This window comes from Corynebacterium sp. HMSC06G04, assembly GCF_001807365.1.
Lineage (GTDB): Bacteria > Actinomycetota > Actinomycetes > Mycobacteriales > Mycobacteriaceae > Corynebacterium > Corynebacterium simulans.
Genome location: NZ_KV788605.1, coordinates 1 through 15,672 on the forward strand (window position 1 = coordinate 1; position 15,672 = coordinate 15,672).

Sequence of the window (15,672 nt, forward strand, 5' to 3'; positions counted from 1 at the left end):
CTCCTCGCTCTCGAAGCGACTCGGAATAACTTACTCACTTCTTTGATTAGTGTCAAATCCGTGAAGAAGAATTCATCCGAACCACAACTTGTTAACCTTGCGGCCACCTCGTTGCGACTTGAAATAATTTAGCGCGCACTAGTGTTAGTACACAAATCGCCAGGTAAATCCACCATTTCGGAGACAAACCTGGCGTATCAAGCAACGCCCAGCGGGGGCGACGTCGCCAAGCAGCTAGTGATAGCACGCCAGCAGACCGTCGGGGCCGTCGATAACCGTGATGGGCGTATTGAAGATTGGGGTCAGCACCTCATCGCGCATGACCTCCTCCGGATCACCGAAGGCCACCACTTCCCCATTCTTCACCGCACAGATGTGATCGGCGTAGCGGGCAGCGAAGTTGATGTCATGCAAAACGATGATGATCGTGCGCCCGAAGTTCTGCGCGGCCTCCTTGAGGTGCTTCATCATTTCCACGGAGTGCGCGATATCAAGGTTGTTGAGAGGCTCGTCCAGCAAAACGTAATCAGTCTCCTGACACAGGACCATCGCCACATACGCGCGCTGACGCTGGCCGCCCGAGAGCTGATCCAGGTAGCGGTCCTCCAAATCGCTGAGGTGAAGGAAGTCAATGTACTTGGAGATGATCTCCTCGTCCTCAGCCGTCAGGCGGCCATGCGAGTACGGGAAGCGGCCAAACCCCACGAGCTGACGCACCGTCAGCTTCGTGATGAAGTGGTTCTCCTGCCGTAGGATGGACAAAATCTTGGCCAAGTCCTGGGACTTGGTAGAGGTGATGTCCAATCCAGCGACCTCAATGGTGCCTTCGTCGATATCGAGCAAACGCCCCACCATCGTCAGCAGCGTGGACTTGCCGGCACCGTTGGGCCCCACAAGCGCGGTGATACCGCCGGCCGGAATGTCGAGGGACACTGGGCCAATGTTCGTCTCGTGGGAATAGGTCTTCGCAACGTTATTGAGTGTGATCACAGTCTGCCCTTTCGCAAAATGACGATGAGGAATACCGAGCCGCCGACAAGCTCAATGATGATGGATACAACGCCCTGCGCGTAGAAGACGTGCTGCATCAGGAAGTACGCACCCGTGAGCACAGCAAAGGCGGTGGCGATGGCCATGGGGAACAAGTATCGGTGGTCGTAGGTTTCCGCGAACTGGTAGGCCAAGGTTGCCACCAAGAATCCGAGGAAGGTCATGGGACCTACGAGCGAGGTGGTGGTGGCCATGAGAACTGATACCAGGATCAGAGTAAAGATTGCGTTGAACTTGTGATTCACGCCGAGGTTGGTGGCAGCCTCGCGACCAAGCGAGAGCACGTTGAGGCGGCGGGAATGAAAGAAAAGCAACGCCGTCGCCGCAATCACCAGTGGAATTGCGATGGGATAATACTCAGTCTCAGCATTGTTGACCGAGCCAAACAGTCGCGCCGTCAGCACGTCAAACTCGCTGGGTGTCAGCATGCGCTGCATCAGAGTGGACAGCGATCCAAGTCCGCCACCAATGACCACGCCGACCAATAGCATCGCATGCATGTTGTTGCTGCGGTTTGTCAGCAGCCACGAGTACAGGATGAGTGAGAGCACAATCATCACTGTCATCTGGAACAGGAATGTGCCCATGTTGCGGGCTTCCGTGAGGCCCGTGGCGCCTAGGAAGAAGATGGTCGCAGTATTAATCGCCGCGTAGAGCGATTCAAAGCCCATGATGGACGGGGTCAGGATGCGGTTATTGGTGACCGTATGAAAGGCCACGGTCGCAACGGCTTGACACACAGCCACGATAGCCATGGCGGTCACGGCGTCGGCACGGCGTTGCGCGATGAGCCACCACTTACGCGTTCCGAAGTCCATGGGGTTGTCATACGCCAGCAGGCCAAACGCGAAGAGTGCGCCCGCCACGATGAGCGCCACCAAGATGAGCCAGTACTTGCGCGCTGCTTTGGCCGACTGGAAGGAGCCCACATAGCGCTGCTTGGCGACGTCGCCTGTGCGCTGCTCTGTCTTAACGCTCACGGGTGGACCTCACAATCAGGAATACGAAGACCGCCGCGCCGACCACGCCCAGGATGACGGATACGGGCAGCTCAAACGGCGAAATGACGGTTCGGCCGAGGAGGTCACACAACGTCACCGTGGCAATACCGAGCAGGCATACCCAAGGAAGGTTTGAACGCAGGTCATCGCCGCGGAACATGCTCACCGCATTGGGAACGATAAGCCCCAAGAAAGGCAGGGAGCCCACGACCACGGTGACCACGCCAGTGGCCACAGCGATGAGCCCGGTGCCGATGAGGATCATTCGGTTGTAATTCAGGCCCACGTTGGTGGCGATTTCTTCGCCCAAGCCTGCGACCGTGAGTTTGTCCGCGTAGAAGAACACCGCGAGCAGCACCAACAACACGATCCACAGCACCTCGTACTGGCCCTCGTACACGGAGGTGAACGAGCCCATGAACCAGATCCCCAGCTGCTGCAGTTTGTCGGTGGTCAGAGCCACGAAAGAGGACACCGCGCTGACGACGGCACCCAGCATGATGCCGATGATCGGCACGATGAGCGAGGAGCGCAACGTGACTCGGCGCAAGAAAGCGAAAAAGACCATCGTGCCGATGAAAGAGAACACAACAGAAATGACCATGCGGCCAAGCACCGACGAGTGCGGGAGCACGATCATCGAAAAGAGAAGGCCGAGGCCTGCCCATTCCGTGGTACCCGTTGTCGTGGGTTCAACGAAGCGATTCTGGGTGAGCAGCTGCATCACCAAACCACTCATCGCCATTGCCGCGCCCGCGAGCACCAGGGCGATGGTGCGCGGAATGCGCGTGGTCATAAACATGTCGCGGCCGTCGTCGTGATCAAGGATCGAATACTCCCCCACCATGAGCGAAAGGAGGAGCAACGCCGCTACAGCCACGACGCCGAGCAACAGCTTCCAAGTGAAAAGCTTGCCGCGGGAACGGCGCGCGGGTGGTGCTTCTTGAACCGCGGTTTTCTCTGCTGAAGTCAAAATTTATCTCTTTCACACCAAAAACCGGAAAGCCTTTCGGCGTTCCGGTTTCGGTTCTATTTGCGCAGTTTAGGACTGCTTCTCAAAGGCATCAGCCAGAGCGTTGAGAATCTCAGTGTAGGTAATGATGCTCTCGTTGACGTAGGTATCAGCCGGGGCAACGTAGACGTTGCCTTCCTTGACTGCGGTCACGTTCTTCAGCGCAGCATTCTCGTTAACGAGTTTGTCGCCCGGAACGTGTTCTTCGCCTTCCTTGCTGACGGCTGCGTCGCGGTCCATGACGAGGATCCAGTCCGGGTTGGACTCAGCGATTGCCTCGACGGAGATGTCGTCGCCCTCGTGGTCATCGGTTCCTTCCGGAACCTCAAGAGCCGGGGTCATACCGATGAGATCGAAAACCGGGCCGTAGGTGCGGCCGATCTTCGGCGCAATGTAGCCGATCTCGCCACCGGAGGTGTTCACTGCCATGACCTTCTTGGAAGGATCATAAGCTTCCTTGGCGCGCTTTGCGGCTGCGTCGAAGTCCTCGATGAGCTTGGCTGCGTCCTCTTCGTGTCCGAAGGTCTGGCCCAGTGCCTCGGTGTGGCGCTTGAGTTCTTCGAAGAAGTCCTTGTCATCGCGCGGCTCAAAGTCGAGCACGGGGACATCTTCCACCAGCTTTTCGATGTCTTCCTGGTGCTGCTCGAAGCGCTGGCCGTTCCAGACCACATCCGGTTCCGCAGCGACGAGAGATTCCAGATCCGGCTCGCGGTGGGAACCGAGGTCAGCTGCGACGGTGTCCTTGTTGTAGACATCGCGCACGGTGGAAGGAACCAGCTTCAGCGGTGCGGCGGCAATCTTGACATCCCAGTCAGCAAGAATCTCGAAAGCGCGGTTGTCCGTAACGGCCGGGGCAGAAACCGGGGCAGCAATCTTCTTCTCACCGAAGTTGTCCTCGAGAGTGATCTCCGTGGTCTCGGAGGAGGACGCTGCGGAGGTGTCAGAAGAACCGGAGGTGGACTCTTCTGCAGAAGAGCAAGCGGTCAGAGCCATCGACAGGGCTGCGACGGACGCGACGAGAGAACGACGAATCTTGGCGGTCATGATGTCCTTTTCGAAAGGTTTTCAAATACTCGCCTAACCTAACTGATGTAAGCCTTACCTTTCAAGCAGTTTTTGTTAGGCAAGCCTACAAATGCAATAAAATATAGGTTGAACTGCGCAAAGAGGCGGTTACCCCCACCCCCTTGCACAGTGCAAGAAAACCTACTCCGAGCCTACTCGGCGCCTAGTCCGCGGACGATTCCGCCAAGAGATCCGCCACCGCAACAGCGCCCTGTTCGGCAAACTCCGCATTCGCTGCCGCGCGCATTTTCATGTCCGCCAAGTAGTCAATCGCTACTTGGGCCAAGCCTGCTGCGGAGTCCACTGCGGCGTCGACAGCCGCATCCGTTGCGGCCCAGCGAGCGAAGTCCTCGGTATGCAGGGCAACGTCGGACGGAGAGACCTTGACCATCGGGTGAATGCCCGGCACAAGGTGCGAGACGTTACCGAAGTCCGTGGACGCGGCAAGGGTCTCCGGCACGGTTCCCGCGGGAAGCGCCGTCCTTCCGCGCAGCGTTTGCGTGCGTGTCCACCGCTCCACCAGCGCCTCGTTGTTGCGCACCGGCAGCGTCATCGGGTGCTCGTCCCATTCGACATCGACCTGGACGCCGGCCATTAGCGCAGCCCCCTCAACGATTTCGTTAACGCGTTGGGACAAATCCATGAGGGTCTGGTTACCCAAGGAACGCACATAGATGTGCATCGAGGCTTCACGCGGAATCACCGAAGGTCGCGCTCCCCCGCCCATGATGGCGTGGACACGATCGCTCGGAGGCATCTGCTGACGCATCAGGCCAATGCCCTGGTAGGCCAAGGATGCTGCGTCGAGGGCGTTGCGCCCCATGAAAGGTTGCGAACTCGCGTGCGCCGCCACGCCGCGAAAGTACACGTTGACGCTGCGGCGCCCGACCCACGCGTGCGAGCCAATGTCATAGCCAAAGCCGTGGATCATCATCGCTGCATCCACGGAGTCAAGGCTGCCGCCACGGATCATGTACTCCTTGCCCGAATGCCCCTCCTCGGCCGGGGTGCCCTGCAGCAGCAAGCGCCCCTCGACGCCGCCGTTCTTACACAGCGCCTCGACCGCAGATAGGAATCCGCCCACGCCCGCGGCAGCGATGACGTTGTGACCACAGCCGTGCCCGATACCGGGCAGCGCGTCATACTCGGCCATGATTGCCACGGTGGGATGAGATGACGCATCGAAGTTCGGGCTCCTCCACTCCGCCTCGAAAGCGGTTTCCACCCCGTAAACACCGCGTCGGACGGGGAAACCGCGTTGCTCCACGACGTCGGCAAGCATGCCCATCGAGCGGTGCTCCTCGAAGGCCGTCTCTGGGTGAGCATGCAAATCCTGCACGATGTGGGCGGCAAGCTCGCGGTTGGCGTCAGCGCTTTCCGACGCCGCCTTCCACAGCACGTCCTGCCCCGCATAAGCCTCAGCCAGGGATGCTTGTGCTCCCGCGTTGGCTGCTTGGGCGGCCGCCACGCGCTGCGCAATGAGCTGCTCCGTGGCCTCCAAATATGCCGTTGATGGATTGTTTCTTGCGTGATTGTCGCTATCGCACACGTTATCCCTCGATGAAAATGTTGTTGCCCGGACCCAGCGGTAGGTCTGCGTAGAACCAGATGGCCAGCAGGATTGCCCACGCGGTGAAGAACGGAACCACGTATGGCATCAGGCGCGACATCAGGGTGCCCAGGCCTGCCTTCGGCTCGTAGCGCTGCAGGAATCCTAGCATCACGATCATGTACGGGTTCAGCGGAGTGATGATTTGAGTTGCAGAGTCACCCACACGGAAAGCGCTCTGAATGAAGGCCGGCTCGTAGCCCAGCAGTGCGAACATCGGAACGAACACTGCCGCCATCAGGGTCCACATCGAAGAACCGGAGATGATGAGCAGGTTCAGGCACGAGGCCAGGACGATGAACGCGAGGACCGCGCCGAAGCCGGTGAGACCGATGGATTCCAGGAATGCCGCGCCCTTGACCGCGGTAAAAGTACCGATGCCGGTCCACGCAAACAGCGCCACGAACTGGCCCAAGATGAAGGCCAGGATGAGGAAGCTCAACATGTCTTTCAGCGAGCCAATCATCATGTCGACGACGTCCTTGATGCCGTTGACGGTGCCCACGGCCTTGCCGTAGACCACACCGAGCACGAGGAAGTACAGGAAGACGATGAAAACGATGGAGCTCATCAGCGGAGACTTCGGCAGGAAGCCGCCGGTCTCGTTACGCCACGGGGATTCTGGCAGAAGAATGGCGAACAACAGTGCCGCGGTAACGATGACGGTGGCAACTACAGACCACACCAGGCCTTTGCTTTCAGTCGGGGAAAGCTCTGCGGAGAGCTCCTCGCCGTTTTCGTCGCGGTCGCCGCGGTGTGCGGCCTCTTCCGGATCGATGTCCTCTTCGGTAGGCACTTCCTGTTTCCACATGCGCGGCTCGATGACGCGGTCAGTGATGTAACCGGCCAAGACACCGAGAACGATGGAAGATGCCACGTTGAAGAAGTAGTTGGACATTGCGTTCACGTCAGAGAACTCCATGCCCGGCAGGGTCTCCATAACCGCGGTGGTAATACCTGCGAACAGCGCATCCAAGGAGGTTGGGACCAGTGCGGTGGAGTAGCCAGCGCCAACGGCAGCGAAGCCACCGATGAGGCCTGCGACAGGGTGGCGACCGGCTGCCTTGAACACCATCGCCGCCAGTGGCGGAACGATAACGAAGGCAGCGTCAGCCATGACCGATGCGGTCACGCCAATGACGCCGACTGCGTAAGGCAAAACCCATGGCTTCGCAGAGCCGAAGAGCTTGCGAATGAGGGCGGAGAGCATTCCGGAGCGCTCGGCCACGCCGACTGCCAGCATGATGGGCAGCACCGTAACCAACGGCGGGAAGTTGATGTAATTCTCGCCCATCGTGGTGGTAAACCACGACATGCCCTCGCCGGTGAACAAGCCCTTGACGGGCTGGATTTCATCAGATCCAGGCACCTGCACCTTGATGTCCATCCACGCCATGATGGAAGAAGCAACGCCGGTGATGAGGAACAGGATCAGGAAGATGGTAAACGGCTCTGGCAGCTTGTTGCCTACGTATTCAACGCCGTTGAGAAACTAATCGAGCCAACCGCCCGTGGCCGGCTTGCTCTTCGCAGCCTTTGCAGGGCTAGCGCTGGATTGAGGGGCACGCGTTGTCTTATCTGCGACAGGCATGGGTGGCCTCCTTCATCAAAGATTCTTTGCAATGTAACATACACTACATTGAAAAAGTGAGGCACATCTCAATCTTGGCCCAATTGCCACTGCCAACTTTTGATTTCCGTACGAAAGAAACATGCATTCGAACCATCAAATGCAGCCAAACTGGTGCTTGTGAGCCGCTTCGATGGTTCGAATGCAGGTCAGGCTTCGCGACGCCGCGCTAACAGCGCAGGTATGAGAAAAGCCCCAGCTAAACATCGTTTAGCTGGGGCAAGTGGTGGAGCCGCCGGGAATTGAACCCGGGTCCTTCGTCACCTCGCCAGGGCTTCTCCGTGCGCAGTTTGCACAGGATCTCTACTCGGCCCTCCGGCACGGGCAAACACGTTCCGGATGATGGGCCCAGTTGCTCTAGAAGTCCCCTTCCGGCCGAACAACAAACCAGAAAGGCAAGTTCCTTAGTCGATGCCAGGAACCAGGTCAGGAACTAAACCTGGGCTGACAGACACGCGTCGCTGAAATTAGGCAGCGAGGGCGTGTCACGCTGAGAGTTCTTCTCTGCGTTTATTGGTTGCTGCGACGCTTACGGTGGTCTCCAGCCTGCACCGGCACGCTTCCCCTGGCTCAATGTACGAAGTCGAAACCAAGTCGACCCCATTAACCTACAGAGCGGGTATGTGCAATTCTCTGCGGTTTGCTCTACGCTACTCCAACACCGGCTTAAGGCTCAAGTCCCCCGGCATAAACCTTATGTGGTTCATCGCTGCCCTATTGCGCATCCAGCCATTCTTTGAGAACCGTAGCGTGGTTTACCTCGCGGTCCTTGGCGGCGAAGATAAGCGTTACTGCGCCCTTTTCCGCGAGGCGGCGCAGGTTTTCCATATCTTCGGCTTCGTTCGCGTCGAGCTCAGACTTATAACGCTTGGAGAACTCACCGAATGAATCCGCGTCGTGGTTCCACCACTTGCGCAGCTCAGGGCTGGGAGCTACGTCTTTGAGCCAATAGTCCGGCGCCAAGTCATCCTTGCTTATCCCGCGCGGCCAGAGCCTGTCCACGAGCACCGACTTGCCGGTTACTTTTGTCTCGCCCTTGACGACGTCGTGCGCCTTTGCAGTATGAATCATGGTACCCAGGCTACGTCGTGGCGGCGCTTTAAGCGTTGATTCCCTTGATGCGGCGCCCCAGTTCGCGGGTGATTTCGCGGTCTTGATCGCGGCGCTTGATGGCCTCCCGCTTGTCGTAGTCCTGCTTACCCTGGGCAAGGCCCAACTCGCACTTGGCGCGGCCATCTTTCAGATAGACCTTGAGCGGCACCAGAGTCTTGTTGCCATCGCGCACCTGGCCCATGAGCTTGTCAATCTCACGGCGGTGCAGCAGCAGCTTGCGGGTGCGCTTTGGCGAGTGGTTTGTCCAGGTTCCCTGCGAGTACTCAGGGATGTGGAGGTTGCGGATATAAACCTCGCCGTCGTCGATGGTTGCGAACGCATCGACGAGCGAGATTTTGCCCTCACGCATTGACTTGATTTCGGTTCCCACCAGGACCATGCCGCATTCGAGGGTATCGAGAATCTTGTAATCGTGACGGGCACGGCGATTGGTGGCTAGGGTCGTGTTGTTATCGACCGCTGCTTTCTTCTTTGCCTTCTTCGCCATAATTTCTACAACTATACGCGGTGCTTACTTGCGCACATAAGCGCGCAGGGTAATCTGCGCCGTCAGTGCAGCAAAAATCAGAGCGAATACACCCACGATAGGCAGAGCAACCCAAATGTCCGAGCTCTTAATCGGTGCCAGAAGCTGCGATTCGTAGAGATTCTTCAGCGAGGGGTCAACCACCGCGGACTTGCCTGCGGAGATGCCCACGCCAGCGAGCACGACGCCGATCAGCGTTCCAAGGAGTGCTTCCAACACGAACGGAGCCTGGGTCATCCAGCGGGATGCGCCCACCATGCGCATAATCGAGGTCTCACGGGAACGGTTGAAAGCAGCAATCTGAACCATGTTCGCGATCAGGAAAATAGCTGCGATTGCCATCACGGCTGCGAGCACGAAGGTCGCATTGCGGATGGCGTCCAAGTTATGGGCGGCACCGCGGACTTCTTCTTGCTGGTCAATGATTTCGCTGACTGCCGGGTTGTCTTTGATGGCGTCGATTGGCGCGGTATCCGTGGGATCGACCAAGCGGACGTGGAAGGCCGCTGGCAGCGCGTCGGGAGAGGTCTCCTCCACCATCACAGGATCGGTCTCCTGGAAAAGCTCGACGAAGCGGTCGTAGGACGCCTGACGGTCACGATAATTCACCGATTCCACGTCATCGTCGCTTTCCAGCTGCTTCTTCAAGTCAGCGCATTCCGAGGAACTACATTTCGGATCGTTTGCGGAGATATCCTCATTGAGCTGAACCATGACTTCCACGCGCTCCAAGTAGATCTCCTTGGTGTCGTTAGTCATGTTGGTCACCAGCACGCCGGCGACAACCAGCGCTACGGAAATGGCGGTCGTGATAACCATCGCCACCGTCATGGTCAGGTTGCGGCCGAGCCCCTTAAAAGCCTCGCGTAAAACTAGTCCTAGTTGCATTTACAGAGCCTCTCCGTACAGTGCGTGGTCTTCGTCGCGAACGAGCTTGCCGTTGTGCAGCTCGAGAACGCGCTGGCGGGCATCATTGACGGCACGCGCATTGTGCGTAGACATGATGACTGTAGTGCCGCGGCGGTTGATCTGGGATAGCAATCCCAAAATCTCCGAGGCAGTACCCGGGTCCAGGTTGCCCGTCGGCTCATCTGCAAGGACCAACTTGGGGCGGTTAACAAAGGCACGTGCCACGGCAACGCGCTGCTGCTCACCACCGGAAAGCTCATGCGGCATGCGGTGCTGTTTGGAACCCAACCCCACCATCTCCAGAACTTCCGGTACCGCTTTGTCGATCTTGGACTTCTTCTTTCCAATGACCTCGAGCGCGAAGGCCACGTTTTGGTAGACGTTCAGCTTCGGCAGCAGGCGGAAGTCTTGGAAGACGTAGCCGATGGACTGGCGCAGCTTATTGATCTGGCGGCCTTTCAGCGCATTGACGTGGAAATCGCCGAAGTGAATGTCGCCGGAGGAAACATTCGTCTCACGCACCATCAGCTGTAGGAATGTCGACTTACCAGAGCCGGAGGGCCCGATCAGGAAGACGAATTCGCCGTCATCGATCTGAAACGAGACGTCGTCAAGCGCAGGCCTTGTCGACGTCTTATAAACCTTGGACACATTTTCAAAGGTGATCACTCAAGCCACATTAGCAACATGAGTTAACAACGGAAAGTGTAAAACTAACTTTCCTGCTCTGCCTTCTGCGCCTCAGCCATACGCCAGCGGATTCCGGCCTCCAAGAATCCATCCAGGTCACCGTCGAGCACTTTCGATGGATCGCCCACCTCATAGTTGGTGCGCAAGTCCTTGACCATCTGATACGGATGCAGGACATACGAGCGCATTTGGTTTCCCCACGAGGCATTGCCGCCTGCGCCGAGCGCATCCATCTCCGCCTGTTCTTCCTGACGCTTGCGCTCCAAAAGCTTGGCCTGCAGCACGCGCATCGCCGAGGCTTTGTTCTGGATCTGGGATTTTTCGTTCTGGCAGGTCACCACGATGCCGGTCGGAATGTGCGTCAGACGCACCGCGGAATCCGTAGTATTAACTGATTGGCCGCCAGGGCCCGAAGAGCGATAGACATCGACGCGCACGTCCGCATCCGGAATATCGATATGGTCGGTCTGCTCCACCACCGGCAGCACCTCCACCTCAGCGAAGGAGGTCTGGCGCCGGCCCTGATTATCGAACGGCGAGATGCGGACCAAACGGTGGGCGCCCTGTTCTACAGAAAGCTGGCCGTACATGTACTCGCCGTGCACCACGAAGGTGGCCGACTTGATGCCCGCCTCCTCTGCATAAGAAATGTCGTAGACATCCACCTTATGGCCATTCTTTTCCGCCCAGCGCACGTACATACGCATGAGCATCTCGGCCCAGTCCGCCGCATCCACGCCACCCGCACCGGAACGGATATTAATAACGGCCTCGCGCGGGTCATACTCTCCAGAGAGCATCGTGGTCACTTCCAGCGCCTCGATGAGGCTGCCCAGTTCGTCTAGCTCGTCGTCGGCAAGCGAGGTGTCCCCCTCTTCCTCCGCCAACTCGTACATAACCGGCATATCGTCCACGCGCGAACGCAGCGATTCCAGCTTGCGAATCTTGGCCTGCGCGGCCGAAAGCGCGGAAGTCACCTGCTGCGCGTGGGCCGGATCATCCCACAAAGAGGGGTCACCAGCCTGAGCTTCGAGCTCACGAACCTGCTCAGCTAAAGCTGCAGGATCCATGACCTTTTCAATGGTCGTAAGGGTGGAATCCAATTCGGCAAGACGGGCTGATTGTTCGGGACGCATAGCCCTCAAGTCTACCTGCGCGGCACACACAATTAGCCATCGGCCGCATTTAGCGGGACAATAGCTCCATGACTCAACAGCCGAGCTTGAATGAGATGATCGACGCGATCACCAAGACCTTTCTGGTAGCTCACGTAGACGATACCGACGCACACCTTGCGCAGGCACTCGTTTACAACGCAGGCCGCCTGGCATGGCGCATGCGTGAGCAGGGCATTGACGTCGATCAGAAGACCTCCATTTCTGATGTCGTCACCGATGCAGACCGCGCCACCGAGCGCTTCGTTGCCGGCGTGCTCGAGGTGGTGCGCCCCGAGGACGGCATCCTCGGCGAGGAGGGCGCTACCCGCCCTTCCACCTCGGGACGCAACTGGGTCATCGACCCGGTAGACGGTACCTATAACTTCGCATCTGGCTCGGACTACTGGTGCTCGGCGCTCGCGCTTACCGACGCCGAGGGCGTCATCATGGGCGCAGTGCACCGCCCCGCCATGGGCTACACCTGGTTCGGCGGCCGTGACTTTCCTACTTCCCGTGATGGAAAGGACGTCGCCAAGCTGCAGGATAAACCGGCAAATGAAACCAGCATGGCAACCTACCTGCACCCTACATCCATTCAGGACCCAGAAATCCGCGCGGCCTGGCAGCGTGTGTCCGAGCACTTTGCTACAGTTCGCATGCTCGGCGCCGGTTCCGTGGACCTCTCCAGCGTTGCCGACGGCACCTGGGGTGCTTGGATGCAGCACAGCGTCGCGGACTGGGATTGGTTCCCGGGCAAAGCGCTGGTGGAGGCCGCAGGTGGCGCCGCCCGCAAGGTAGAAGCAGGCGGTGTGGAATGGTGCATCGCTGGTAATAAACAGGTTGTCGATCAAATGGAGGCATGGCTCCGTGGGTAAGTTCAAAGAAGACTTAGGCCTCGCGCTCGAGCTGGCAGGTCACGCGGATGTCATCACGATGCACCGCTTTGAGGCTTCCGATCTTTCGGTCAAGGACAAGCCGGATATGTCCCCGGTTTCTGACGCTGACTTGGCCTGCGAGAAGCAGATTCGTGAGGCTCTCAAGCGCTCCCGTCCGCGCGACGAAGTCTTAGGTGAGGAATTCGGTGGCCCCCCCACCTTCAAGGGCCGCCAGTGGGTCATCGATCCAATCGATGGCACCAAGAACTTCGTGCGCGGCGTGCCGGTATGGGCCACGCTGATTGCTCTTTTGGAAGACGGTGAGCCTGTGGTTTCGGTGATTTCCGCGCCTGCTTTGCGACGTCGCTGGTACGCCGCCAAGGGCGGCGGCGCCTACCGCGTATTCGGCGGCGAGCCAAAGCGTCTACACGTCTCGCAGATTGACCAGCTCGAAAACGCCTCTCTGGCCATGGGCTCGTTGGCAGGCTGGGCTAAGCGCGGTTTGCGTGATTGCTTCGTGGAACTCTCCGAAAAGACCTGGCGTCTGCGCGGCTATGGCGACTTCTGGAACTACTGCTTGGTGGCAGAAGGCGCAGTCGACATTGCGGCAGAGCCTGAGGTCTCCCTCTGGGATCTTGCAGCGCCGTCTCTGCTGGTAACCGAGGCGGGTGGTAAGTTCACCGGCCTCAACGGTGAGGCCGGCCCGCACCACGGCTCTTCGGTGGCTAGCAACGGCCTGCTGCACACGGCAGCGCTGGAAGCGCTGAAACTGCACTAGACAAAACAATCACTAAAACGGCTACATGCCCCGCGCTTCAAACGCGGGGCATGTAGCCGTTTTGTGGGAGAGACTAGTTCTGCGGGAGCGTAAAGCCTGCTCCTACCCCACCGCGGCGGTTCATGTCCGCAAGGATTGCGTCCATGTTCATCGCTACGGTCGGATCGTGCAGAGCGCCCTGCAGCGGGGTGCGACAATCAGGCAGACCCGGGATAAGACCGCGGGAGATTGCACCGATGATGCGACCCTTGTACATAACCGGTGCGCCGGAATCACCTTCCATGGCGCAGACCTGGTTGATCTGGACTTCCTTGGCCTGCTGGTAGGTCATGCCACAGGTAGTGCCGGTTGCGACGCCAGTCTTGCAGGTGACAGCGCCCGGCTTGACATTGCCGCCAACCTCCGTGGCATGCACGCCATTGTAGTTGCGGGTTACCTCAGCCTTGGAGCCGAACTCGATGACCGAGTAGTCCAGGTAATCGTTCCTGGAGGCAATGGTGCCGGTTGGGCCAACCTGCCAGGAATCGGCGGAAGAAACTGGGTCACCGACGTTGCCGCAGTGTCCCGCGGTGATGCCTACCTTGCGGCCGGCTGCGTCGGTGCCTGCTGCGGTCAAGGTGCACATGGTGTCCTGACGAACATACAGCGGCGTACCTGGGCCGTACAAGGACTTTCCACGCGTCAACGCCGCATTGGATTCTTCAGGTACGCGCGGTGCGTCGAAGTAGGAACCAGGTACGCGATGCAACACGTAGTCATCGAAGGGCTTAGCGGCTGCCGCCTTGGAGAAAGCATCGTTCTTCCAGACGTAGTTCGGATCCGTGCCCTGTGGCTTAAAAGCTGGCTGCGTTGCCTGCTCAATCATGCCGACCGGGTTCGGGTTGGTCAGCGGTTGCGCGTACTGCTGGCTATCCGCATTCGCTTGTTCGATGACCGGCTGCACTGCGTTCTGGGCCTGGGACACTGCATCGTTGACGGCCGAATTCAGCGCTTTATTCTGTGCCTGAATTTGGTTCTGAACCTGGCCCTGCACTTGTGCCTGGGTCTGCGCAGCAGGCTGCTGCGTCTGCAGCATGTCACTTAAACCAGATTGCGCGCCGAAGCGAGCAAACTCATCGTTGACATGATTAACCACGGCATGCGCGGCGGCAGCTGGGTCGAATGGCTCGGCAGCAGGCAGCTCTTGGGCGCCTGCTGTGGGGCTCGCAAAGAAAAACGCACCTGCGAAAGCCGAGCCCACGATGACTTTCTTTAGGTGCGGAATGTGAAGCATGAACAAATCCCTCTATCTATCTTGCTATTGGTCTAGCAAGGCTCATCATTTCACGCGGATAGGTATTACGAAGCCCTAGTTTGCATCTGTTTCCAACCCGTTATCGTTTACACAGTTTCCGGGTGTACCCAAAACCTTTGGTTTACCTAAAAATGGCCGCTGTACTAGGTTTTCTTTGTAAAACGTCAAAGGGGCCTGGCCCCAACCCAACCGGGCTGGATATAAGGTGTCTACCTAACAGGGGCCAGGCCCAATCACCCACGAAGAAGCCTGCCGCATTCCACTAGGACACTCCATGAGCCACTTCCTCCAAGCAATCGGCATCACCGGACGCGGCACCGGAGGAGCAACCGGAAACCTGAAAAATATCCGCGAGCAGCTCCTACGCATCGCAGGTTCTTTCATCACTGTCCAAAGCGACGACGGCGTTCACGCACGCGGACGCAACACCCAAATCCTCGAAGACTGGAACCTCTGGTTCGACCCCCGCGACCCCAACCAGGGAAGCTTCATGGAATCAGAACTCGTCCTAACCCCCCAGTTCTTCAAGCACATTGCCGAAGCCCCCATCCCCATCGACCTCAATGTACTGCGCGAGCTCAACAAACCACGTTCGATGGACATTTACATCTGGCTTACCGTAAAGCAATACTGGCTGGCTAAAAACAACCGCGAAGCCTACACCTTCACTTGGGACATGATCGCCGCCAACTTCGCCACCTCAGAGATAACCTCTACGACTCAGATGCGAGACTTCAGACGACGCACAAAGGAAGCAATCGAAGAAGTTTCAAAGGTATGGCCGAACTCGGGAATTGAAGCCAACACAGACGGCGTAACGGTCACGAGGACTGCTCCATCAGTTCACCAGAAGCCACCGCGCCCCGAACTCGACTAAACCGAACACGGAAGACTAGCGCCCTACGGGGCGCTTTCTTTTTGCCCAAAACTGAAGTGTCCCGGGTTTTGTTCCTAGGCATTTGC

General features: G+C 58.4%; 15 protein-coding genes and 1 other RNA gene. 3 read left to right on the plus strand and 13 right to left on the minus strand.

Annotation, left to right across the window (positions count from 1 at the left end):
* Positions 1-234: 234 nt before the first annotated feature.
* The 12 genes from HMPREF3158_RS04235 to prfB all read right to left on the minus strand — a co-directional run bounded on the left by HMPREF3158_RS04235 (position 235) and on the right by prfB (position 11,741).
* The gene (locus tag HMPREF3158_RS04235) at positions 235-990 is read right to left on the minus strand and encodes an iron ABC transporter ATP-binding protein (RefSeq protein ID WP_070497429.1); all 756 of its coding nucleotides are present in this window, start codon (positions 988-990) and stop codon (positions 235-237) included.
* Positions 987-2,030: an iron chelate uptake ABC transporter family permease subunit gene (locus HMPREF3158_RS04240; protein WP_070497431.1), complete on the minus strand. Its 1,044-nt coding sequence runs from the start codon at positions 2,028-2,030 to the stop codon at positions 987-989. The genes HMPREF3158_RS04235 and HMPREF3158_RS04240 overlap by 4 nt, the downstream gene beginning before the upstream one ends.
* Positions 2,020-3,024 (minus strand): ABC transporter permease, encoded by a 1,005-nt coding sequence (locus HMPREF3158_RS04245; protein WP_070497433.1) that lies wholly within the window; start codon positions 3,022-3,024, stop codon positions 2,020-2,022. The genes HMPREF3158_RS04240 and HMPREF3158_RS04245 overlap by 11 nt, the downstream gene beginning before the upstream one ends.
* A 69-nt stretch (positions 3,025-3,093) precedes the next feature.
* Positions 3,094-4,107, minus strand: coding sequence for a siderophore ABC transporter substrate-binding protein (locus HMPREF3158_RS04250; RefSeq protein WP_062035635.1), 1,014 nt, complete (start codon positions 4,105-4,107; stop codon positions 3,094-3,096).
* A gap of 184 nt (positions 4,108-4,291) precedes the next feature.
* Positions 4,292-5,677, minus strand: a complete 1,386-nt coding sequence (locus HMPREF3158_RS04255; protein ID WP_070497434.1) for a M20 family metallopeptidase — start codon at positions 5,675-5,677, stop codon at positions 4,292-4,294.
* Between the two features lies 1 nt (position 5,678).
* A complete protein-coding gene (locus HMPREF3158_RS04260) occupies positions 5,679-7,196 on the minus strand; it encodes an AbgT family transporter (protein WP_070497436.1) in 1,518 nt (505 codons plus the stop codon).
* 395 nt (positions 7,197-7,591) lie between these two features.
* Positions 7,592-7,969: a transfer-messenger RNA gene (gene ssrA / locus HMPREF3158_RS04265) on the minus strand.
* A 112-nt stretch (positions 7,970-8,081) separates the two neighbouring features.
* Entirely contained in the window at positions 8,082-8,438 is a 357-nt protein-coding gene (locus HMPREF3158_RS04270; RefSeq protein ID WP_070497438.1) for a DUF488 domain-containing protein, read from the minus strand.
* 28 nt (positions 8,439-8,466) lie between these two features.
* Positions 8,467-8,967, minus strand: a complete 501-nt coding sequence (gene smpB, locus HMPREF3158_RS04275) for an SsrA-binding protein SmpB (RefSeq protein ID WP_061921111.1) — start codon at positions 8,965-8,967, stop codon at positions 8,467-8,469.
* Between the two features lie 24 nt (positions 8,968-8,991).
* Positions 8,992-9,894 (minus strand): permease-like cell division protein FtsX, encoded by a 903-nt coding sequence (gene ftsX, locus HMPREF3158_RS04280; RefSeq protein WP_070497440.1) that lies wholly within the window; start codon positions 9,892-9,894, stop codon positions 8,992-8,994.
* Entirely contained in the window at positions 9,895-10,584 is a 690-nt protein-coding gene (ftsE, locus tag HMPREF3158_RS04285; protein WP_062035641.1) for a cell division ATP-binding protein FtsE, read from the minus strand. It lies immediately after the preceding gene.
* A 44-nt stretch (positions 10,585-10,628) separates the two neighbouring features.
* Entirely contained in the window at positions 10,629-11,741 is a 1,113-nt protein-coding gene (gene prfB, locus HMPREF3158_RS04290) for a peptide chain release factor 2 (RefSeq protein WP_062035642.1), read from the minus strand.
* Positions 11,742-11,809: 68 nt separating this feature from the next.
* Here prfB and HMPREF3158_RS04295 point away from each other — a divergent pair, with 68 nt between their 5' ends.
* On the plus strand, positions 11,810-12,637 hold the full coding sequence (locus HMPREF3158_RS04295; protein WP_061921105.1) for an inositol monophosphatase family protein: 828 nt from the start codon (positions 11,810-11,812) through the stop codon (positions 12,635-12,637).
* The gene (gene hisN, locus HMPREF3158_RS04300) at positions 12,630-13,415 is read left to right on the plus strand and encodes a histidinol-phosphatase (RefSeq protein WP_070497442.1); all 786 of its coding nucleotides are present in this window, start codon (positions 12,630-12,632) and stop codon (positions 13,413-13,415) included. The genes HMPREF3158_RS04295 and hisN overlap by 8 nt, the downstream gene beginning before the upstream one ends.
* Positions 13,416-13,488: 73 nt before the next feature.
* On the opposite strand, the gene HMPREF3158_RS04305 is transcribed toward hisN, so the two are convergent.
* The gene (locus HMPREF3158_RS04305) at positions 13,489-14,688 is read right to left on the minus strand and encodes a S1 family peptidase (RefSeq protein WP_062035645.1); all 1,200 of its coding nucleotides are present in this window, start codon (positions 14,686-14,688) and stop codon (positions 13,489-13,491) included.
* Positions 14,689-14,941: 253 nt separating this feature from the next.
* Between HMPREF3158_RS04305 and HMPREF3158_RS04310 the strand changes: the two genes are divergently transcribed.
* Positions 14,942-15,586, plus strand: a complete 645-nt coding sequence (locus tag HMPREF3158_RS04310) for a replication protein RepA (protein ID WP_070497444.1) — start codon at positions 14,942-14,944, stop codon at positions 15,584-15,586.
* Positions 15,587-15,672 lie beyond the last annotated feature (86 nt).